At 35.0% G+C, this 22,981-nt stretch carries 13 protein-coding genes; 2 read left to right on the forward strand and 11 right to left on the reverse strand.

Annotation, left to right across the window (positions count from 1 at the left end):
- Positions 1–117: 117 nt before the first annotated feature.
- Positions 118–498, forward strand: coding sequence for a PH domain-containing protein (locus E0F98_RS00540; protein ID WP_132108176.1), 381 nt, complete (start codon positions 118–120; stop codon positions 496–498).
- Between the two features lie 74 nt (positions 499–572).
- Here the strand turns inward: E0F98_RS00540 and E0F98_RS00545 are convergent, their stop codons facing one another.
- The 5 genes from E0F98_RS00545 to E0F98_RS00565 form a co-directional block, all read right to left on the reverse strand.
- Complete coding sequence (locus E0F98_RS00545) at positions 573–2,063, reverse strand: peptidoglycan endopeptidase (RefSeq protein ID WP_132108178.1); 1,491 nt, start codon at positions 2,061–2,063, stop codon at positions 573–575.
- Positions 2,064–2,328: 265 nt separating this feature from the next.
- On the reverse strand, positions 2,329–4,593 hold the full coding sequence (locus tag E0F98_RS00550) for an aconitate hydratase (protein ID WP_132108180.1): 2,265 nt from the start codon (positions 4,591–4,593) through the stop codon (positions 2,329–2,331).
- A gap of 126 nt (positions 4,594–4,719) precedes the next feature.
- Positions 4,720–7,491: a bifunctional aconitate hydratase 2/2-methylisocitrate dehydratase gene (locus E0F98_RS00555; protein ID WP_132108182.1), complete on the reverse strand. Its 2,772-nt coding sequence runs from the start codon at positions 7,489–7,491 to the stop codon at positions 4,720–4,722.
- A 336-nt stretch (positions 7,492–7,827) separates the two neighbouring features.
- The gene (locus E0F98_RS00560) at positions 7,828–8,781 is read right to left on the reverse strand and encodes an AAA family ATPase (RefSeq protein ID WP_132108184.1); all 954 of its coding nucleotides are present in this window, start codon (positions 8,779–8,781) and stop codon (positions 7,828–7,830) included.
- Positions 8,782–8,868: 87 nt separating this feature from the next.
- Positions 8,869–10,299, reverse strand: a complete 1,431-nt coding sequence (locus E0F98_RS00565) for a peptidylprolyl isomerase (protein ID WP_132108187.1) — start codon at positions 10,297–10,299, stop codon at positions 8,869–8,871.
- Positions 10,300–10,709: 410 nt separating this feature from the next.
- On the opposite strand from E0F98_RS00565, the gene E0F98_RS00570 reads away from it, so the two are divergent.
- The gene (locus E0F98_RS00570; RefSeq protein ID WP_132108189.1) at positions 10,710–12,299 is read left to right on the forward strand and encodes a peptide chain release factor 3; all 1,590 of its coding nucleotides are present in this window, start codon (positions 10,710–10,712) and stop codon (positions 12,297–12,299) included.
- A 93-nt stretch (positions 12,300–12,392) separates the two neighbouring features.
- Here the strand turns inward: E0F98_RS00570 and E0F98_RS00575 are convergent, their stop codons facing one another.
- From E0F98_RS00575 to rplJ, 6 genes are all read right to left on the reverse strand, one after another.
- On the reverse strand, positions 12,393–12,743 hold the full coding sequence (locus E0F98_RS00575) for a hypothetical protein (protein ID WP_132108191.1): 351 nt from the start codon (positions 12,741–12,743) through the stop codon (positions 12,393–12,395).
- 264 nt (positions 12,744–13,007) lie between these two features.
- Positions 13,008–13,319, reverse strand: coding sequence for a DUF3467 domain-containing protein (locus E0F98_RS00580; RefSeq protein ID WP_074721347.1), 312 nt, complete (start codon positions 13,317–13,319; stop codon positions 13,008–13,010).
- A 9-nt stretch (positions 13,320–13,328) separates the two neighbouring features.
- A complete protein-coding gene (rpoC, locus tag E0F98_RS00585) occupies positions 13,329–17,645 on the reverse strand; it encodes a DNA-directed RNA polymerase subunit beta' (RefSeq protein ID WP_132108193.1) in 4,317 nt (1,438 codons plus the stop codon).
- Positions 17,646–17,908: 263 nt separating this feature from the next.
- Positions 17,909–21,721 (reverse strand): DNA-directed RNA polymerase subunit beta, encoded by a 3,813-nt coding sequence (gene rpoB, locus E0F98_RS00590; RefSeq protein WP_132108195.1) that lies wholly within the window; start codon positions 21,719–21,721, stop codon positions 17,909–17,911.
- A gap of 273 nt (positions 21,722–21,994) precedes the next feature.
- Positions 21,995–22,363 carry a 50S ribosomal protein L7/L12 gene (gene rplL / locus E0F98_RS00595; RefSeq protein ID WP_132108197.1) on the reverse strand — a complete coding sequence of 123 codons (369 nt, stop codon included), beginning with the start codon at positions 22,361–22,363 and terminating at the stop codon, positions 21,995–21,997.
- Between the two features lie 91 nt (positions 22,364–22,454).
- Positions 22,455–22,961: a 50S ribosomal protein L10 gene (rplJ, locus tag E0F98_RS00600; RefSeq protein WP_132108199.1), complete on the reverse strand. Its 507-nt coding sequence runs from the start codon at positions 22,959–22,961 to the stop codon at positions 22,455–22,457.
- Between the last annotated feature and the right edge of the window lie 20 nt (positions 22,962–22,981).

A 22,981-nucleotide genomic window follows, 5' to 3' on the forward strand; every position in this document is an offset into this window, starting at 1 on the left:
GAATCGCAACAATGAGCGCTTTTATAAATTTTAAAAACTGTAAAATTCCGATTGTCTTTTACAAAAAAGCGTGCTTTACAACCAAAAAATAGCCCATCTTTGTATTAAAAAAACTATATGGGAATATTTTCAGCACTTCTTGGTAACGCAGGATCGGTAAACCAAGAACAATTAACTAAAGATTACGGGCAATTATTAATCGATGGAGAACAAATTGAACTGGGTTTTAAACTAATTCGAGACACTTTTATATTTACGACAAAGCGACTAATCTTGATCGAGAAACAAGGCTTAACAGGCAGTAAAACAGAATACAAATCCATTTCTTATAAAAGTATTTCCAGATTTAGTATCGAGACAGCAGGAACTTTTGATCTTGATGCCGAATTGAAAATTTGGGTATCGAGTGAATTACAACCAAGCATAAAAAAACAATTTAATAAATCTGTTAATGTTTATGAGGTTCAAAAGGTGCTGGCACATCACGTTTTAAAATAAAATCCATAAAAAATTCCCAAGTAATTTTGGGAGTTTTTGCTATATATATTTTAAACAAACCTTGTATTATACTATTATAACACTCTGTTAACTTGAGTTACTTTTTTCTTATAATATTTTTCCTTTACCGAAGAAATAATCACTCCTCCGCTTACAGAGGCATGAATAAATTTGATATCGTCATCAACTACTTCGACTACCATCCCAACATGGTTGATTTGTCGTCTTCCGTTTGTTTTAAAGAAAATTAAATCTCCTTTTTGAGCGTCTTCAGTATCAATCTTAACTCCATATCTTGATTGCTCAATAGAAGTTCGAGGCAATTGAATATCAAAATTATTAAAAGTGGTAAGCATTAATCCGGAGCAGTCAAAACCATCCTTTGTGGTTCCTCCCAAACGGTATCTAGTTCCAATATTTTCTGAAGCTGTAGAAACCAATTGATCCAAGAACTCCGTTCCTTGAAAAGATTTCACATTGTATTTTGATTCTGAAGCACCCAATTCAATAGTTGAACCTGAATTCTCATTTGAAACTATAGGATCAATCGCTTTATTACTTCGAATGTTTAATTTATAACCAACAGGAAGACCTTTTACAATTCTTGGGTTTTGTCTTTCCAACTCCTTTACTGAAATTCCGTATTCTTTTGCAATTCCGTATTTTGTTTCTCTTGCCAATACTTCCCTAACTACTTCCGTTTCCAAAGCGTCAGTATTTGTAGTAGAGGCTACTAGAGCTGGAGTTTCGGCTTTCGACACTGCTTTATCAATAACAATGACCGGCTCTGTTTTTGTTGTTTTAATTTCGGCGGGAGACTGCACTACAACTTCAGATTCCTTTTTTATTTCCTTTTGAGCCACCGCAAATCCCACATTACTTTCTTGCTTTACAGGAATTGTAATCTTCTGACCTATTTTTAGACCTTCTGTTTCAAGAATAGGATTTACTTTATCTAGATCAGCTAGTGTAACTCCATATTGTTTAGCGATCGAATACTTTGTTTCTTGGGGTAAAATTTCACGTATTATTCCTTCAACTTGCGTTTCCTTGATCTCATTAGACTTTGCAACAAAATTCGACTCTACTTTTTTGGTGTTTTTTTGGATTTCTTTTATTGGTTCCGCAATAACTAGGGCTGAGCTTTGATTTGCCTCTGTTCCTGGTATTTTAATTTCCCCTCCTCTTTTTAATCCTGATTGTTGTAGTGTAGGATTTATTCTGTATAAATCTTCAACAGTAACTCCATATTTTTTAGCTATGCCGTAAAGTGTCTCTTTAGGTAGAACAGTATGTTTTTTTTCAGGATAGGTATTGGATATTTCTGAAGTTACATTCTTGCTTTTCGTTACAGCTGTAGGGATTAATAAAACTTCTTTGAATTTAATTCCCTTTCTAGCATCAGGATTAAGTTCGTAAATAGCACTGGACTTAATATTATAATGTGCAGCAATCTGACTAATTGTCTCTCCCTTGGAAACACTATGCTCGGTATACTTTTTTTGCGAAAAAGCATTTATACTACTTAACAAAACAACTATAAAAATCCAATAATAAATCCTCATAAACTTAATTTAAATTACACACCACACATCCTATCTTCCTGAATAACAAAACAATAATACAATTTATTTTTTTTAAAAAATAAAGAATTGTATTATAATAACGTCATTACCCGAAATTATTGCATGTCTAAAATGCGAATTTAACCTATAAATACAGATAATGTACTATTTTAACACCTCTTTATACTCAATTTAACAAAGTTTAAAAAAAACAAAAAATGCTCTGTTGTCACAGAGCATTTTCTACTTATTTACAAACATAAAACTATGCTTTTCCAGCAGCAATTAAATTTAAAGCTGAACCAGCTACAAACCAACCAATTTGCCCTTCGTTGTATGTATGGTTAGCTAAAATAATATCTTTACTTCCATCCTCATGAACAAATTCTATTGTTAAAGGTTTTCCTGGAGCAAAATCTACTAGATCCGTAAAGTTAATAGTATCGTTCTCTTGGATTCTATCATAATCAGCTTCATTCGCAAATGTCAATCCTAACAATCCTTGTTTTTTAAGGTTGGTTTCGTGGATACGAGCGAATGATTTTACTAATACGGCTTTCACACCTAAGAAACGCGGTTCCATCGCAGCATGCTCGCGAGAAGATCCTTCGCCATAGTTGTGATCTCCTACAACAATTGAAGGTACTGACGCAGCTTTATAAGCACGTGCGACCGCAGGAACTGCATCATAAGCTCCCGTCAATTGATTCTTAACAGAATTTGTTTTTTGATTGAATGCATTAATAGCTCCTATCAACATATTATTCGAAATATTATCTAAATGCCCACGGAAACGCAACCACGGTCCTGCCATAGAAATATGATCAGTAGTACATTTTCCAAATGCTTTTATGAGTAGTTTAGCTCCTGTAATATTTTTTCCGTCCCAAGGAGCAAACGGAGCCAATAATTGTAAACGTTCAGATGTTTCACTTACTGATACTTTAATACCAGAACCGTCAGCGGCTGGAGCCTGAAACCCTGGATCTTCGGCATCAAATCCGTTTTTAGGTAATTCATCACCTGTTGGAGCTTCTAGCATTACTTCTTCACCATCTTCATTAATCAACGTATCTGTCAATGGATTGAAACCTAAATCACCGGCAATTGCCATAGCCGTTACCAATTCTGGCGAACCAACAAAAGCCAATGTATTTGGGTTTCCATCAGCACGCTTTGAGAAATTACGGTTAAAAGAGTGAACGATTGTATTGCGCTCTTCTTTTTCAGCACCTTCTCTATCCCACATTCCAATGCAAGGTCCACATGCATTTGCAAAAACTGTCGCTCCTATTTTATCGAAAATATCAATAAATCCGTCGCGTTCTATTGTATAACGAACTACCTCAGATCCTGGAGTAATTGTAAATTTAGATTTAATTTTTAAGTTTTTATCGGTAACTTGTTTGGCTAAAGAAGCTGCACGAGCAATATCTTCATAAGATGAATTGGTACAAGAACCAATCAAACCTACTTCAATTCTTAGAGGCCAGTTGTTTTTTATAGCTTCTTCTTTCATTTTAGAAATTGGCGTGGCCAAATCTGGCGTGAAAGGCCCGTTTAAATGTGGCTCTAATTCTGACAGATTAATTTCGATAACTTGGTCAAAATACTTTTCTGGATTAGCATATACTTCAGGATCTCCTGTTAAATAATCCGCAACTTTATCGGCAGCATCAGCTACATCAGCTCTGTTAGTAGAACGCAGATAGCGTCCCATTGAAGCATCATAGCCAAAAGTTGAAGTAGTAGCGCCAATCTCAGCACCCATATTACAAATAGTACCTTTTCCTGTACAAGACATTGATGTAGCACCTTCACCAAAATATTCAACTATAGCACCTGTTCCACCTTTTACAGTAAGAATACCTGCTACTTTCAGAATAACATCCTTGGGAGCTGTCCACCCTGACAATTTTCCTATTAATTTAATACCGATAAGTTTTGGAAATTTTAATTCCCATGCCATACCAGACATCACATCCACTGCATCTGCACCACCAACACCGATTGCTACCATTCCTAATCCACCTGCATTTACCGTATGCGAATCAGTACCGATCATCATTCCTCCGGGGAAAGCATAGTTTTCGAGAACTACTTGGTGAATAATTCCTGCTCCCGGTTTCCAAAAACCAATCCCGTATTTATTGGATACCGATGAAAGAAAATCAAAAACTTCATTACTTTGAGTTTTTGCTCTTGCTAAATCGGTTTTGGCATCTACCTTAGCTTGAATCAAGTGATCACAGTGTACTGTTGTAGGAACAGCTACTTTAGATTTACCTGCATGCATAAATTGCAACAAAGCCATTTGAGCGGTTGCATCTTGGCAAGCTACTCTGTCTGGAGCAAAATCTACATAATCAGCTCCTCTTTTAAAAGCTTTGGTTGGCGTACCATCCCAAAGATGATTGTAGAGAATCTTCTCAGTCAAAGTAAGTGGACGACCAACAATCTCACGTGCAGCATCAACACGACTCGTCATGTTGTCATACACTTTTTTAATCATTTCAATATCAAATGCCATATATAATTATTTTTTATTATTGAATTTTATACTTCACAAGGTACAAAAAATAGAGTAGCTATAAAAATAAAAAAAGCCTGAATCTTATCGACTCAGGCTTTTTGATATTATAAACTATGCTTAGTATTATTTAACTAACAACTTATGAGATGGTGCAAATTGAGTCAAATTAATTCCTTTCACTGCAGCTTTGTACTCTTCAATAGTAGGCGTTCTACCTAAGATTGTAGACAATACAACAACTGGTGTCGATGAAAGTAATGATTCTCCTTTTTTACCTTCAGCATCTTCAACAACTCTTCCTTGGAAAAGACGAGTCGAAGTTGCCATTACGGTATCTCCTTTTGCTGCTTTTTCTTGGTTACCCATACACAGGTTACAACCTGGACGCTCTAAATATAAAATGTTCTCATATCCAGTACGTGCAATACCTTTTGGAGCATTATCGTCAAATTCGAAACCTGAATATTTTTGCAAAACTTCCCAGTCACCTTCAGCTTTCAGTTCGTCTACAATGTTATAAGTTGGTGGCGCCACTACAAGAGGGGCTTTAAATTCTACTTTACCAAATTGCTCATCTATATTCTTTAGCATTTGAGAAAGGATTTTTAAATCTCCCTTGTGAACCATACAAGATCCAACAAAACCAAGATCTACTTTTTTCACTCCGCCGTAAAAAGAAAGAGGTCTAATAGTATCGTGTGTATATCTTTTAGAAACATCAGCGTTATTCACATCTGGATCTGCAATCATTGGCTCTGCAACAATATCTAAATCAATAACAACTTCTGCATAATACTTAGCGTTTGCATCTGGAGTTAAAGCTGGTTTCTCACCTGATTTAATCTCGGCAATTCTCTTATCTGCGATAGCAATTAATCCTTTAAGAACTTGCTTAGCATTATCCATCCCTTTGTCGATCATGATCTGGATTCTACCTTTGGCAATCTCTAAAGATTCGATCAAAGTGTCATCCTCAGAAATACAGATAGAAGCTTTCGCTTTCATCTCTGCAGTCCAGTCAGTAAACGTAAATGCTTGATCAGCGGTAAGAGTTCCTAAGTGAACCTCGATAATTCTACCTTGGAAAACATTCTCTCCTCCAAATTGCTTTAACATCTGAGATTGAGTAGCATGAACCACATCACGGAAATCCATGTACGTTTTCATGTCTCCTTTGAAAGTAACTTTTACTGATTCTGGAATTGGCATTGAAGCTTCACCAGTAGCCAGTGCAAGTGCAACTGTACCTGAGTCAGCACCAAAAGCAACACCTTTAGACATTCTTGTATGAGAGTCACCACCGATAATGATAGCCCACTCATCTACAGTAATATCATTAAGTACTTTGTGAATTACATCGGTCATTGCATGGTAGTTCCCTTTAGGGTCACGAGCAGTAATCAAACCGAAGTCGTTCATGAACTTCATTAACCTTGGAATATTAGCCTTAGACTTATTATCCCAAACTGAAGCAGTATGACAACCTGATTGGTACGCACCATCAACGATTGGAGAAATCACTGTTGCAGCCATAGACTCCAATTCCTGAGAGGTCATCAAACCAGTTGTATCTTGTGATCCTACGATATTTACTTCTACACGTACATCTGAACCTGCGTGTAAAACTTTACCTGGGGTAGTTCCAACTGCATTTTTATTAAATATTTTTTCAACTGCTGTAAGACCTTGACCATCGATAGACACTTCTTTTGATGGAGCAAATACTGGAACGATATTAATACCTAGTGTTTTCGATGCAAAAGTTTGTAGTTTTTTACCAAATACAATAGCGTATGAACCACCCGCTTTTATAAATTCCATTTTTTGAGGAGTGAACGCTTTAGAAATATCTATCAGCTCTTTGTCCCCATTATATAATTTTTTTGTTTTTGTATTGATTGTAAGAACAGTACCTGTAGCTACAGAATACGCTTCTTCTAAAACAACATCTCCACTTTCATTGCGAACAGGATTTCCTTTTTCATCAAGTACTTTTACCCAGTTTTTAAGGTCAAGGCCAATACCACCTGTAACATCAACAGTAGTCAGGAAAATTGGTGAAATTCCGTTTGTTCCAGCTACGATTGGAGCAATATTAATAAATGGAACATAAGGACTTGCTTTTTTTCCTGTCCATAGCGCCACGTTGTTAACCCCTGACATTCTTGAAGAACCAACACCCATTGTCCCTTTTTCAGCAATCAACATCACGCTTTTATCAGGATGTTGTGCTTTTAACACTTCAATTTCAGCTTGTGCTTCAGGAGAAATCAAACATTTTCCATGTAGTTCTCGATCTGATCTTGAGTGCGCTTGGTTACCTGGAGAAAGTAAATCTGTTGAAATATCTCCTTCACCAGCAATATAGGTAACCACCTTAATTTCTTCTACTACTTCAGGAAGTTTTGTAAAGAATTCAGCCTTGGCATAGCTCTCTAAAATTTCTTCGGCAATTTCGTTACCGCCTTTGAATGCAACCTCTAAACGAGCAGTATCTGCTTCGTATAGGAAAAATTGAGTTTTAAGAACTTTCGCAGCCTCTTTTGCAATTGCAACATCATTACCCAAAGCTAAATCCAGTAAAACTTCAATTGAAGGCCCACCTTTCATGTGTGATAATAACTCAAATGCAAAAGCAGGAGTAATTTCTTTTACTTCTGATTCTCCAAGAATAATCTCCTTTAAAAAGGCAGCTTTCACAGCAGCAGCTGGAGTAGTTCCTGGAACAGTGTTATAAATGAAAAATTTAAGAGATTCTTCGCGATTTGCGTTATCTGAATCTTTAATTTGTACAATGATTTCGCTTAGTAAATCAGCTCCATCAATCGGCTTTGGGTTAAGTCCCTGCCCTTTTCGTTCCTCGATTTCTTGTAGATAATCGTTATAAATATTCATAATAGAAGTTTTTTCAATGTTAAAGGTAGCTTTCCTTGATTATTTCACAATCAACCGCCAAAATCTAGCCTTTTTTATTTTTGTTTCGCAAAATTAAGTATTTAAGATGAGAATTAAAAAAAATTTAATGGATGACGCATTTCGAAAAATTATTATTATAAAATAATAATTCACACTGCGTATAATTAACAAAAAGACAAAAAATTAACATATAAATGATTTATTGATAATTAATCATTTAATTATTGATTTTCAAAAAACGAGTATTGGAGACTCTTTAAGCAATCGTTGTAGTAAAACCTATTATTTGGCATTATTGACTAAGCAGAAAACCGTTTAAATAAGTTTTGAAATAATCATTTCTTCAGTAATTCCCTCGGCGTCCGCTTTGTAGTTTTTAATGATTCTGTGACGTAGAATTCCAGTTGCAACGGCTTTTACATCTTCAATATCTGGCGAAAATTTACCATTAAAAGCTGCATGCGCTTTGGCTGCTAATATTAAATTCTGAGAAGCTCTCGGCCCTGCTCCCCAGTCTAAATAACTCTTGACAAACTCCGTTGACAATGGATTGTCCGGACGCGTTTTACTAACCAAAGTCACCGCATATTCAATAACGTTATCTGCTACGGGAATTCGTCGAATCAATTGCTGAAAATCGATTATTTCCTGAGCGGTAAATAAGGGGCTAATAGTAGTGTTATTATCTGAGGTAGTTCGTTTTACCACTTGAACTTCCTCAGCAAACGAAGGATATTCCAGCTTAATAGCGAACATAAAACGATCTAATTGAGCTTCGGGCAAAGGATAAGTTCCTTCCTGTTCGATTGGATTTTGCGTTGCTAATACAAAATAAGGCAAGTCTAATTTATAATTCTCACCCGCAATAGTAACTGACCGTTCCTGCATCGCTTCTAACAAAGCTGCCTGAGTTTTTGGCGGCGTTCTATTAATTTCGTCTGCCAGAATAATATTCGAAAAAACAGGCCCTTTTAAAAATTTAAAGTGACGGTTTTCATCCAATATCTCACTCCCTAAAATATCTGAAGGCATTAAATCAGGAGTAAACTGAATTCTCTTAAAGTTAAGCCCTAAAGCTTGAGCAAGTGTATTTACCATTAAAGTTTTGGCTAATCCCGGTACTCCTACAAGTAGCGCATGCCCTCCTGAAAAAATGCAAAGCAGCACTTGATCGACCACCGCGTCCTGACCTACAATTATTTTAGCTATTTCGCTTTTTAATTCATTTCGTTTCTTAACTAAATTATGTATTGCTGCTACGTCAGACATTTTAAAAAGGGATTTAAATTAAAAAAGAGTCAACTTTATGATTTCATAAAGCTAACTCTTTTTATTTATTTTAGAAAAATATAAATTTTATTTTTTCAACCAGTTATTTGTAAACTCACAATCTCTATACTCTCCAATGATTTTAACATAAGTTTCTTTGATCGTCTCATCAAACCATTTTCCAATAGCTTTAATTTGCTTTTCTTTTAAGGCTAATTCTTTTATTTTAATATAATCTGTACCATAATCAGCAACATGCTCATTGATTCTATTGGTAACCGTAATTAACTTATAACTTTTCTTTCCGTTTTCATCTGTATCTAATACCGGCTGAGAAATAGCATCGTCTTTCAAGCTTGAAACTTGACTGTAAAGACTAGGATCCATCTTTGTTAATTCAAAACGAGTATCCTGTGTTTTAGGATTAATTAAAGACCCGCCATTTGCTCTGGTTTCTTTTTCATCCGATTCCGTTCTGGCAGCTTCAGCGAAAGTGATCTTTTTGTCAATAATTTTATCTCTAATTAAAATAATTTTTTCCTTAGCTGCAGTAAGTGCATCTTCAGACACTGAGGGTGTCAATAATATATGACGCAATTCTACCTCTTGTCCTTTTACTTTTTCAACATAAATAATATGAAATCCAAAATCAGTTTCAAAAGGAGCCGATATTTCACCTTCCTGAAGACTAAAGGCAACATCTTTAAATTCCTTCACGAATGGCGTCTTTCTATTCATTTTATAGTATCCACCATTTGAACTTGAACCTGGATCTTTAGAATACAAAACTGCTTTAGTAGCAAAACTAGATCCTTCTTCTACTTCCTTTTTGAATCCATTTAATCTATCGATCACTTTTTGTTTTTCAACATCTGAAACTTTAGGAGTAATTACAATTTGTGCTACTTCCATTTCTGCACCAAAAAGTGGTAATTCATCTTTAGGAATTGATTTGAAAAAATTACGAACTTCTTCAGGTGTAATTTCAACTTCATCAATGATTTTCTTTTGCATTTCTGAGGAAAGCTTATTCTCTTTTAAAATATCGAAGAAATAGCTTCTAAATTCTTCTTCAGAATTTTTCTTGTAATAACTCACCACTTTTTCCATAGAACCAATTTGGCCTACCATGTAGCTCACACGCTCATCCATCATCACCTTAACTTCGGCATCTGTTACTTTAACACTGTCTTGAATCGCCTGGTGTGCATATAATTTATCCTCCAGTAACTTTCCTAACATTTGACATCTAGTAATATCCTTTATAGAATTTCCTTGACTTGATAGCTCTAAATAAGACTTATCTATATCTGAATCTAGAATGATATAATCTCCAACAGTGGCGATAATACCATCGATTTTTTGTTTTTGATTGGAGTTGATTTTTTTAACAGGCGCAACTACGGAGTCTTTAATAATTTCTTGCGCTCTAGTAATGGTACTTGAAAAAAGTAATAGAAAAAAGATAAGTGCAATTCTACTATTTATGGACTTCATTTGTATTGTTTTTAATGGCATTATATCAATTTTATATTTTATTAAAATATGCTAGTTTTAAGCACTTCAGATTTCATTTTTAAAGACTACTTGACTACTCGCCAAATATACACTTTAACAATCAGGAAATATAAATGTTCTTACAAAAATTTTCGCACAGTTATAGCGAACAAAAATAACAATTCAATTACATTATACAAGTTTCCAAACTACTATTAACAAAAAATTATAGCCAAAATTGCGATACTTAAACTAAATCAAAATCCCCAATTCCCCATAAATTTCAGTCGTCAATACGTAAAAGAAAACTTCGACAACACTAAACGATATATTTTCTCACTTAAAATGGTGTAAATGCTACCTAACCCTATTCGTATTTATTTTTTATTCGAATATATAAATAGTACTTTTGCAGCCTATTTACATTATACATGAGCTTTTTAAAAGAAATACAAAGAAGAAGAACTTTTGGGATTATATCGCATCCCGATGCAGGTAAAACAACGCTGACAGAGAAACTCCTCCTTTTTGGTGGTGCCATTCAAGAAGCGGGTGCTGTAAAAAACAATAAAATTAAAAAGGGAGCCACGAGTGATTTCATGGAAATTGAGCGTCAGAGAGGAATTTCTGTTTCAACCTCCGTTTTAGCTTTTAATTACAAAGAGAAAAAAATAAATATTCTTGACACTCCCGGACACAAGGATTTTGCCGAAGATACTTTTAGAACTCTTACTGCTGTTGACAGTGTCATAGTAGTAATTGACGTTGCCAAAGGTGTCGAGGAACAAACAGAAAAATTAGTGGCGGTTTGTAGATTGCGAAATATTCCAATTATTGTATTCATCAATAAGATGGACCGTGAAGGAAAAGATGCCTTTGACCTGATGGACGAAGTAGAGCAAAAACTAGGATTAACAGTTACACCTCTTAGTTTTCCTATAGGAATGGGTTACGATTTCAAAGGAATATACAATTTGTGGGAGCAAAACATAAACTTGTTTAGTGGAGACAACCGTAAAAACATCGAAGAAACAATCGCATTTTCAGATGTACAAAGCCCTGAATTAGAAAAAATCATAGGGCAAAAACCAGCAGATACTTTAAGAGAAGAATTAGAATTGATTGATGAAGTGTATCCAAAATTTGATCGTCAAGATTATTTAGACGGGAAACTTCAACCAGTATTTTTTGGGTCTGCATTAAATAATTTTGGAGTTCGCGAATTATTAGATTGTTTTGTACAAATAGCACCATCACCAAGACCTAAAGATTCTGAAACGAGATTAGTGGATCCCAAGGAAGAAAAAATGACTGGTTTTGTTTTTAAAATCCATGCAAACATGGATCCTAAACACAGAGACAGACTCGCTTTTATTAAAATTGTATCTGGTACTTTCGAAAGAAATAAACCTTACTATCACGTTCGTCAGAAGAAGAATTTAAAATTCTCAAGTCCAAATGCTTTTTTTGCTGAAAAGAAAGAAATTGTCGATATCTCATATCCGGGTGACATTGTAGGACTACATGACACAGGGAATTTTAAAATTGGAGATACTTTAACAGAAGGAGAAGTTATGAGTTTCAAAGGAATTCCGAGTTTCTCACCTGAACACTTTAGATACATCAATAACGCTGATCCGATGAAAGCTAAACAGCTTGACAAAGGAATTGACCAATTAATGGATGAGGGTGTTGCCCAATTGTTTACTCTTGAAATGAATAACAGAAAAATTATCGGAACGGTTGGTGCACTTCAGTACGAAGTAATTCAATACCGTTTAGAACATGAATACGGAGCAAAATGTACCTATGAGAATTTCCCTGTACATAAAGCGTGCTGGGTAAAGCCAGACGATGCTAAAAATGATGAGTTTAAAGAATTCAAACGTATCAAACAGAAGTTCTTAGCAAAAGATAAGTACGGACAACTAGTTTTCCTAGCTGATTCTGATTTTACTATTAAAATGACGGAAAACAAATATCCAAGTGTAAAATTGTTCTTCACATCAGAATTTGAATAAAAAACTATAAAATTTAACACATAAAAAAAACGCTAACTTAAAAAATTAGCGTTTTTTTTTATGTGGTTATACTATTTGATTTTCAACTTCATCTTAAGCTACTGCACTTTCAAAGTTAACCGCTTTCTTTAAAAAAGCTTTTATCAACAAGCGATTAGGTGCTAATCCAGAAGTCATGATTTGTTTTTTTGTATTGATTCCTTCGTTAGAAATTGTGGTATTAGGATCTTGTTTAGAACCCATAAACCAAAGTACAAATTCCATATTAGAACTTTTTACACTTTCGTGTTTCGAACTATTCCCTATCTCAACTATATTTACTTCAACTGAATCAACTGTTGATGTTTGGCTAAATACAGTAGAATTCGATACTAAAACCAAAATAAACAGGAAGAAAAATGTTTTTGCTTTTTTAGAATCGAAAAGTATAGTAAAGTTTGTCATAGTGGGCTTTGTTTTGGAAAAAGATTCTATTTATCTCTATTTCTCCTACAAACCTACTGTATCAATTTCCTTCTATAAAATATTTCCGACAAACTACAATAATACTCGTTTACCTACAGAAATATTTTGGTGTATGACAACAACGATGCTGCTACAAGAACCAATTTCTAAAGAGCATTAGCTATTCAACTTAGTAAAAGATCAAAAACCATAACGATATAGCACAAAAAAAAGGCTCCATTTCTGGAGCCTTTCTCTATAAAACTATGCTTGTCCCGCCGGACCAAAATTTAGAGGAATCGGAGGTTGTTCAGTGTCTTTGATTTCGCCATGGGCTTGTTCAAAACGGTGAATATTTTCTCCAATTGCCTTCAATAATCTTTTGGCATGTTGCGGTGTCAAGACAATTCTTGATTTTACTTTGGCCTTAGGAATACCAGGCATGATACTTACAAAGTCAAGAACAAACTCTGATGATGAATGATTAATAATAGCAAGGTTAGAATAAATTCCTTCCGCTGTTTTTTCATCCAATTCAATATTAATCTGCTCCTGCTGTTGATTAGAATTACTCATAGCCTAGTTTTAATAAATATATTCCTCTTTATTAGCCATCATATCATTGTAATCTTCTTTCGAACCTACAATTGTATGATCGTATTCTCTCATACCAGTTCCTGCAGGAATTCTATGTCCTACAATTACATTTTCTTTCAATCCTTCTAAGTAATCAATCTTACCTGCAACAGCAGCTTCGTTTAATACTTTAGTAGTCTCTTGGAAAGAAGCCGCAGAGATAAACGATTTAGTTTGTAGCGATGCTCTTGTGATACCTTGTAAAACAGGAGTACCAGTTGCAGTGATTACATCACGAGCTACAACAACATTTTTATCGTTACGTTTCAATAATGAGTTTTCATCACGCAATTCACGTGGAGAAACGATTTGTCCTTCTTTCAAGTTAGCTGAATCTCCAGCATCCTCAATCACTTTCATACCGTATAATTTATCATTTTGATAGATAAAATCTTTAGTATGGATTAATTGATCTTCTAAGAATAACGTATCTCCTGGATCTTGAACTCTAACTTTACGCATCATTTGACGTATTACTACCTCAAAGTGCTTGTCGTTAATTTTCACCCCTTGTAAACGGTATACTTCTTGAATTTCATTTACCAAGTACTGTTGAACAGCAGCTGGTCCTTTAATTCTCAAGATATCCTCTGGAGTAATTGCTCCTTCAGATAAAGGTACACCTGCTCTAACGAAGTCATTCTCTTGAACAAGAATTTGACTTGAAAGTTTAACTAGGTATTTTCTAACATCACCAAATTTAGATTCAATAACAACCTCACGGTTACCTCTTTTAATTTTTCCAAAAGAAACAACACCATCGATTTCTGAAACTACAGCTGGGTTAGAAGGATTACGAGCTTCAAGCAATTCAGTAATTCTTGGTAAACCTCCTGTAATATCTCCTGATTTAGAAGAACGACGCGGAATTTTAACCAATACTTTACCTGCTTTAATTTTCTCACCGTTTTCAACCATCAAGTGGGCTCCAACAGGTAAGTTGTAAGAACGAATCAATTCACCATCTTTACCATAAACCAATAAAGTAGGAATTAATTTTTTAGCTCTTGACTCAGAAATAACTTTTTCTTGGAAACCAGTTTGCTCATCAATTTCAACCATGAACGATTGACCTTGCTCTAAATCTTCGTAAGCAATTTTACCAGTGAATTCCGAAACAATAACTCCATTATATGGATCCCATTTACAGATTACTTCACCTTTATCAACTGATTGACCATCTTTCACAAAAATACTTGATCCGTAAGGAATATTATGTGTGTTTAGAAGAATTCCAGTTTTCTCATCTACTAATTTTAATTCAGTAGAACGAGAAACAACGATATCAACTGCATTTCCTTCGCTATCTTCTCCTTTAACCGTTTTTAAATCTTCAATTTCAAGTTTACCCTTGAATTTTGTTATGATACTTGATTCCTCAGAAATACCACCCGCAACCCCTCCAACGTGGAAAGTACGCAATGTTAACTGTGTTCCTGGTTCACCAATAGATTGTGCTGCAATAACTCCTACTGCTTCACCTCTTTGTGTCATTTTTCCAGTCGCTAAGTTACGACCGTAACATTTAGCACAAATTCCTTTCAACGCTTCACAAACTAGAGGAGAACGAACTTCCACTTTCTCGATTGGAGCAGCGTCAATCAATTTCATAATAGCCTCTGTGATTTGCTCACCAGATTGAATTAGCACTTCATTAGTTAAAGGATTTATTACGTCTTGTAATGCAACACGTCCTAAGATTCTTTCTCCTAATGATTCAACAATTTCTTCATTCTTTTTCAATGCTGATACTTCAACACCTCTTAATGTTCCACAGTCTTCGATGTTAACAATAACATCTTGAGAAACATCATGTAGTCTTCTTGTTAAATATCCTGCATCCGCCGTTTTCAAGGCAGTATCCGCAAGACCTTTACGCGCACCGTGAGTAGAGATAAAGTACTCAAGGATCGAAAGACCTTCCTTAAAGTTAGAAAGAATTGGATTTTCAATAATTTCACCACCACCAGCAGTCGATTTTTTAGGCTTAGCCATCAATCCACGCATACCAGTTAACTGACGAATTTGTTCTTTGGAACCCCTTGCTCCAGAATCAAGCATCATATACACTGAGTTAAAACCTTGTTGATCTTCTCTAATGTTCTTCATTGCTAGTTCTGTCAATTGAGCATTGGCAGAAGTCCATACATCAATAACTTGGTTGTAACGTTCGTTATTAGTAATAAGACCCATGTTATAATTCACAGAAATACCTTCAACTTGCTCTCTAGCATCTGCAATTAATTGTGGTTTTTGATCTGGAATTCTAATATCACCTAATGAGAATGACAATCCACCTTTGAAGGCAAATTTGTATCCCATATCTTTCATATTATCCAAGAAGGCAGCCGTTTCTGGTACACTTGTTGAGTTTAATACGTGACCGATAATATCTCTAAGATTTTTCTTAGTCAATACATCATTGATATATCCAGCTGCTTCCGGTACTACCTCATTAAAGATAACACGACCAGCAGTTGTTTGAATAATTTTAAACACCAATTCTCCGGCGTCATTAAAATCTTTTGCTCTAATTCTCACTCTAGCATTCAATTCTAATCTTCCTTCGTTTAAGGCGATATTTACTTCTTCTGCAGAATAGAAAGTCAAATCTTGACCTAAAATTTTCTTTTCTGGAGTAGACAATCTTTCTTTGGTCATATAGTATAGACCCAAAACCATATCCTGAGAAGGTACTGTAATTGGCGCACCATTTGCAGGATTCAGAATATTATGAGAAGCCAACATTAATAATTGTGCTTCAAGAATAGCTTCTGGTCCTAATGGTAAGTGAACTGCCATTTGATCCCCATCAAAATCCGCATTAAATGCAGTACAAACTAAAGGGTGCAATTGGATTGCTTTTCCTTCAATTAATTTTGGTTGGAATGCTTGAATACCAAGTCTGTGCAAAGTAGGAGCACGATTCAGTAAAATCGGGTGACCTTTAATTACATTTTCAAGGATATCCCAAACTACAGGCTCTTTCTTGTCTATTATTTTCTTAGCTGATTTTACAGTTTTTACAATTCCTCTTTCAATCAATTTACGGATTACAAAAGGCTTGTATAGTTCAGCTGCCATATCTTTAGGGATACCACATTCGAACAATTTCAACTCAGGTCCAACAACAATTACCGAACGAGCAGAATAATCCACACGTTTTCCAAGTAAGTTTTGACGGAAACGTCCTTGCTTACCTTTAAGGGAATCAGATAATGATTTTAATGGTCTGTTTGATTCTGTTTTAACAGCAGATGCTTTTCTTGTATTGTCAAACAATGAATCTACCGATTCTTGCAACATACGTTTCTCATTTCTCAAGATAACTTCTGGAGCTTTAATCTCCATTAATCTTTTCAAACGGTTGTTACGTATAATTACACGACGGTATAAGTCATTTAAATCTGAAGTCGCAAAACGACCTCCGTCAAGTGGCACAAGTGGACGTAATTCTGGTGGAATAACTGGTACTACTTTCATGATCATCCACTCAGGACGATTTTCACGGTTCAAGTTAGACTCACGGAAAGATTCAACAACTTGTAATCTTTTTAATGCTTCCGTTTTACGTTGTTTAGACGTTTCGTTGTTAGCATTATGTCTTAATTGGTAAGACAATTCATCAAGATCAATTCTTGCTAATAAATCCATAATACACTCTGCTCCCATTTTGGCAACAAATTTATTAGGATCGAAATCATCAAGATATTGGTTATCTGCAGGAAGAGTATCTAAAATATTCAAATATTCTTCTTCAGTTAAGAAATCTAATCTTTGTACTGATTCACCTTCACCATTTTTTGCAATACCCGCTTGGATTACTACGTATCTTTCGTAGTAAATGATCATATCTAATTTCTTAGAAGGAAGACCAAGGATGTATCCAATTTTATTAGGAAGAGAACGGAAATACCAGATATGAGCGATAGGCACAACAAGGTTGATGTGACCTACTCTGTCTCTACGTACTTTTTTCTCAGTAACTTCTACACCACAACGGTCACAAATGATCCCTTTGTAGCGAATTCTTTTGTACTTACCACAAGCACATTCAAAATCTTTTACTGGTCCGAAAATACGTTCACAGAAAAGACCGTCACGCTCAGGCTTGTGCGTACGGTAGTTGATAGTTTCTGGCTTTAAAACTTCACCTCTTGATTCTTTCAAGATAGATTCCGGAGAAGCTAATCCAATAGATATTTTATTGAATCTTTTTACAGGATTCTTATCTTTATTGTTATTATTATTTCTATTATTCATCATAGTTTTTACTATTGATTTAATTGCAATTTAAAAATTGGTTTTGGCATATACGTTGCGGTGCAACGTCCTAGCCTACCTCGGATTACTTCTCTAAACTTTAAACTTTTATTAAAGTGCTAATTATATAAAAAAATTTATATAAAAAATCGGAACGATTTACGGGGCTAAATCTTGAAAACTAATTAAAAAAAGTGTTCAGTGTTCAGTAAATAGTATGCAGTTTATAACTGAACACTAAAAACTAAACACTGAATACTAAATATTTATTCTTCTAATCTAATGTCAAGTCCAAGACCTTTCAATTCATGCATCAATACATTGAATGATTCAGGTAATCCTGGCTCTGGCATAGATTCTCCTTTTACGATTGCTTCGTAAGTTTTAGCTCTACCTATTACATCATCAGACTTCACAGTCAAGATTTCTCTAAGTGTACTTGACGCTCCATAAGCCTCAAGTGCCCAAACTTCCATCTCTCCAAAACGTTGCCCACCAAATTGTGCTTTACCACCAAGAGGTTGTTGCGTAATCAATGAGTATGGCCCGATTGAACGTGCGTGCATCTTATCGTCAACCATATGTCCTAATTTCAACATATAAATTACACCAACAGTTGCAGCTTGATGAAAACGCTCTCCAGTACCACCATCATAAAGGTAAGTATGTCCAAAACGTGGTATTCCAGCTTCGTCAGTCAATTCATTGATTTGGTCTAGAGAAGCACCATCAAAAATAGGAGTAGCATATTTTCTACCCAAGTTTTGTCCAGCCCATCCTAAAACAGTTTCATAAATTTGACCAATGTTCATACGTGAAGGTACACCTAATGGGTTCAACACGATATCAACTGGCGTTCCGTCTTCCAGGAAAGGCATATCTTCATGACGAACGATACGAGCAACAATACCTTTGTTACCGTGACGTCCAGCCATTTTATCCCCAACTTTCAACTTACGTTTTTTGGCAATATATACTTTAGCTAATTTCAAAATTCCAGCTGGCAATTCATCTCCAACAGAAATCGTGAACTTCTCTCTTCTTAAGGCTCCTTGTAAATCATTCAACTTAATTTTATAGTTATGAATTAATTCATTTACCATTTTATTAGTTGAGTCATCAGCAACCCATTGACCTTTACTTAAGTGAGCAAAATCTTCAACAGCATAAAGCATTTTTTGAGTGTATTTTTTACCTTTTGGTAAAACTTCTTCACCCAAATCATTCATTACACCCTGAGATGTTTTCCCATTAACAATCACGAAAAGTTTTTCTACTAACTTGTCTTTTAATTCAACAAACTTCACTTCGTATTCCATTTCAAGAGCTCCTAAAGCATCCTTGTCTTGTGTACGTTTGCGTTTGTCTTTTACTGCTCTTGCGAACAATTTTTTGTCAAGAACTACACCATGTAAAGATGGAGACGCTTTTAATGAAGCATCTTTTACATCACCTGCTTTATCCCCGAAGATTGCACGTAGCAATTTCTCTTCTGGAGTAGGATCTGATTCCCCTTTTGGAGTAATTTTTCCAATAAGAATGTCACCAGGTTTAACCTCGGCTCCAATTCTAATCATACCATTTTCATCTAAGTCTTTAGTAGCATCTTCAGAAACGTTTGGTATGTCATTTGTCAATTCTTCGTTACCTAATTTAGTATCTCTAACTTCTAATGAATAATCATCAACGTGAATAGAGGTAAAAATATCGTCGCGAACAACTTTTTCAGAAATAACAATCGCATCCTCAAAGTTATACCCTTTCCATGGCATAAACGCAACTTTAAGGTTTCTACCTAAAGCTAATTCACCATTTTGAGTTGCATATCCTTCTGACAATACTTGACCAAGAACCACTCTATCCCCTTTTCTTACGATAGGCTTCAGGTTGATACTTGTCCCTTGATTGGTTTTTCTAAATTTAATTAGATTGTATGTTTTCTCATCAGATTCAAAACTAACCATTCTTTCTTCGTCAGTACGGTCGTATTTGATTGTGATGATGTTTGCATCTACATATTCTATAACTCCATTACCTTCTGCGTTAATTAAAACTCTAGAATCTGAAGCTACTTGACGCTCTAAACCAGTTCCAACAATCGGCGCTTCAGGACGTATTAATGGTACAGCCTGACGCATCATGTTAGATCCCATCAACGCTCTATTCGCATCATCATGTTCCAAGAAAGGAATAAGAGAAGCAGAAATTGAAGCAATTTGGTTAGGAGCAACATCCGCATAATCAACTTTTGTAGGGTCAATTACTGGGAAATCACCTTCTTGACGCGCAATTACGTTTTCAGCAAGGATTTTACCAGAATTATCCATCTCAATATTCGCTTGAGATATCATCATTCCTTCTTCTTCTTCAGCACTTAAGTAAATTGGAGTAGACTCTAAATCTACAACTCCATTAGTTACTTTACGGTAAGGTGTTTCAATGAAACCCATTCCGTTCACTTTAGCATAAACTCCAAGAGATGAAATCAAACCAATGTTTGGTCCCTCTGGTGTTTCAATTGGACACAAACGTCCGTAATGCGTATAGTGAACATCCCGTACTTCAAATCCAGCTCTCTCTCTCGAAAGTCCACCTGGGCCTAGTGCAGATAATCTTCTTTTGTGCGTTATCTCGGCAAGTGGATTCGTTTGATCCATAAACTGAGACAATTGGTTTGTTCCAAAGAAAGAGTTGATAACAGATGATAATGTTTTAGCATTAATCAAATCTATTGGTGTAAACACCTCGTTATCTCTAACGTTCATGCGCTCTCTAATGGTTCTAGCCATACGTGCTAAACCAACACCGAATTGTTGAGACAATTGTTCTCCAACTGTTCTAACACGACGGTTTGATAAGTGGTCAATATCATCAATATCTGCTTTCGCATTAATTAATTCAATTAAATACTTAACGATAGTTATGATATCTTCTTTGGTAAGCACTTGCTTTTCCATTGGAATATCTAAACCAAGTTTTTTATTCATTCTGTAACGACCTACTTCACCTAAGTTGTAACGTTGGTCTGAGAAGAATAATTTATCTATAATACCACGAGCAGTTTCTTCGTCAGGCGGTTCTGCATTACGCAATTGTCTGTAGATATGCTCAACGGCTTCTTTTTCAGAATTAGTTGGATCTTTTTGTAGCGTGTTATGAATAATGGCATAATCAGCTTGATTAGCATCTTCTTTGTGCAACAAAATAGATTTAACGTTAGAATCAATGATTTCTTCTACATTATCTTTATCGATAATTGTATCTCTGTCAAGGATTATTTCGTTACGTTCGATAGAAACTACTTCACCAGTATCTTCATCTACAAAATCTTCATGCCATGTATTTAATACACGAGCAGCTAATTTTCTACCGATGTATTTTTTAAGTCCTGTTTTAGAAACTTTAATTTCTTCGGCAAGGTCAAAAATTTCAAGGATATCCTTGTCTCTCTCGAAACCTATCGCACGGAATAAAGTTGTAACAGGTAATTTTTTCTTTCTGTCGATGTACGCGTACATTACGCTATTGATATCTGTAGAAAATTCTATCCAAGAACCTTTAAAAGGAATTACTCTGGCAGAATATAATTTTGTTCCATTTGCATGGAAAGACTGTCCAAAGAAAACCCCTGGAGATCTATGTAGTTGAGAAACAACAACACGTTCAGCTCCATTAATTACAAACGTACCGCTTGGCGTCATATAAGGAATTGTACCAAGATATACATCTTGAACAATAGTTTCAAAGTCTTCGTGCTCTGGATCTGTACAATATAGTTTTAACCTAGCTTTTAAAGGTACACTATGTGTTAGACCTCTTTCAATACACTCTTGGATTGTGTAACGTGGTGGATCCACAAAGTAGTCAAGGAATTCCAATACAAAGTTATTTCTTGTATCTGTAATTGGAAAGTTTTCCATGAAGGTATTATAAAGTCCTTCATTGCCTCTTTCGTCAGATTTAGTTTCTAATTGAAAAAAATCTTGAAAAGATTTAACCTGTACATCAAGAAAATCTGGATATGCAGGAATATTTTTAGTAGAGGCAAAATTCAATCTTTCAGTCTGATTTGTTATCATCAATGGACAAAATTTTGATTATAAAAGTAATTTTTATTTGTATAAATATTTTTCTTTATACATTTATTTTACAACCATTACATCTTTAAAAACCAATTTAAGATAACTACTTTCTTATTATCTGTTAATTTTTTTTCCTCGTAATGGGTAAAATCAATTTGCTATCAGAGCTTATTATGCAATAAAATAAGACAGATTTTTGTTATACGAAAAATGGTTTAGGCCATTGGATTTGTATCCAAGACCTAAACCTAATTCCCAAACTGTGTTTAACTATTTAAGCTCAACAACAGCTCCAGCTTCTTCTAAAGATTTTTTCAAAGCTTCAGCTTCGTCTTTAGTTACACCTTCTTTAACGTTTGATGGAGCAGAATCAACTACATCTTTAGCTTCTTTCAAACCTAAACCTGTAAGTTCTTTTACCATTTTCACAACTGCTAATTTAGAAGCACCAGCTTCTTTTAATACAACTGTAAATTCAGTTTGAGCTTCTTCAGCAGCACCTTCACCACCACCTGAAACTACTACAGCTGCAGCAGCTGGTTCGATTCCGTACTCATCTTTTAATATTGTTGCTAATTCGTTAACTTCTTTTACAGTTAAATTAACTAATTGTTCTGCGAATTGTTTCAAATCTGCCATTTTTTCTATCGTTTTAAAATGATTTGTAAAATTATATTTTGTTTATTGTGCGCAATGTAAATAATAAAAATCGAGGGTTACTCTATTTCTATTATGCTTCTGTTTCAGCAACCTCTTCTTTTGAGAATTGGTTTTGAAGTGCAGAAATAACTCTTTGAGCTGGCGCTTGAAGCAATCCAATAAGCTCTCCAATAAGTTCTTCCTTAGATTTGATAGTCGCTAACGCTTCTAATTGATCATCTCCAATATAAACCTCTGAATTGATATAAGCTCCTTTTAAAACTGGCTTAGCCGATTTTTTACGGAAATCTTTAATTATCTTACCTGGTCCATTTGCAACATCTGAAATGAATATAGCACTATTACCAGTCAATACTGATGGTAAATCACCGTAATCATTATCTGAAGCCTCCATAGCTTTTGCAAGCAATGTGTTTTTTATAACCTCTAATTTAATACCTGCTTTATAACAAGCTCTTCTCAATTTTGAAGTAGTATCTGCATTTAATCCAGAAATATCTGCTACGTAAACAATATTTGTACCAGCTAACTGTGCAGTTAAATCTTCAATCGCGATTGATTTTTCTTCTCTAGTCATACTAAAAATTATTAACTACC

The sequence above is a fragment of the Flavobacterium hiemivividum genome, assembly GCF_004349145.1.
In the GTDB taxonomy this organism is placed as follows: Bacteria; Bacteroidota; Bacteroidia; order Flavobacteriales; family Flavobacteriaceae; genus Flavobacterium; species Flavobacterium hiemivividum.

Coding starts and splice junctions, on each gene's coding strand:
- E0F98_RS00575 (WP_132108191.1), bottom strand. CDS start 12,743: ATGACAAACTTTACTATACTTTTCGATTCTAAAAAAGCAAAAACATTT.
- E0F98_RS00560 (WP_132108184.1), bottom strand. CDS start 8,781: ATGTCTGACGTAGCAGCAATACATAATTTAGTTAAGAAACGAAATGAA.
- E0F98_RS00555 (WP_132108182.1), bottom strand. CDS start 7,491: ATGAATATTTATAACGATTATCTACAAGAAATCGAGGAACGAAAAGGG.
- E0F98_RS00540 (WP_132108176.1), top strand. CDS start 118: ATGGGAATATTTTCAGCACTTCTTGGTAACGCAGGATCGGTAAACCAA.
- E0F98_RS00550 (WP_132108180.1), bottom strand. CDS start 4,593: ATGGCATTTGATATTGAAATGATTAAAAAAGTGTATGACAACATGACG.
- rplJ (WP_132108199.1), bottom strand. CDS start 22,961: ATGACTAGAGAAGAAAAATCAATCGCGATTGAAGATTTAACTGCACAG.
- E0F98_RS00580 (WP_074721347.1), bottom strand. CDS start 13,319: ATGAGTAATTCTAATCAACAGCAGGAGCAGATTAATATTGAATTGGAT.
- E0F98_RS00570 (WP_132108189.1), top strand. CDS start 10,710: ATGAGCTTTTTAAAAGAAATACAAAGAAGAAGAACTTTTGGGATTATA.
- rpoC (WP_132108193.1), bottom strand. CDS start 17,645: ATGATGAATAATAGAAATAATAATAACAATAAAGATAAGAATCCTGTA.
- rpoB (WP_132108195.1), bottom strand. CDS start 21,721: ATGATAACAAATCAGACTGAAAGATTGAATTTTGCCTCTACTAAAAAT.
- E0F98_RS00545 (WP_132108178.1), bottom strand. CDS start 2,063: ATGAGGATTTATTATTGGATTTTTATAGTTGTTTTGTTAAGTAGTATA.
- rplL (WP_132108197.1), bottom strand. CDS start 22,363: ATGGCAGATTTGAAACAATTCGCAGAACAATTAGTTAATTTAACTGTA.
- E0F98_RS00565 (WP_132108187.1), bottom strand. CDS start 10,299: ATGCCATTAAAAACAATACAAATGAAGTCCATAAATAGTAGAATTGCA.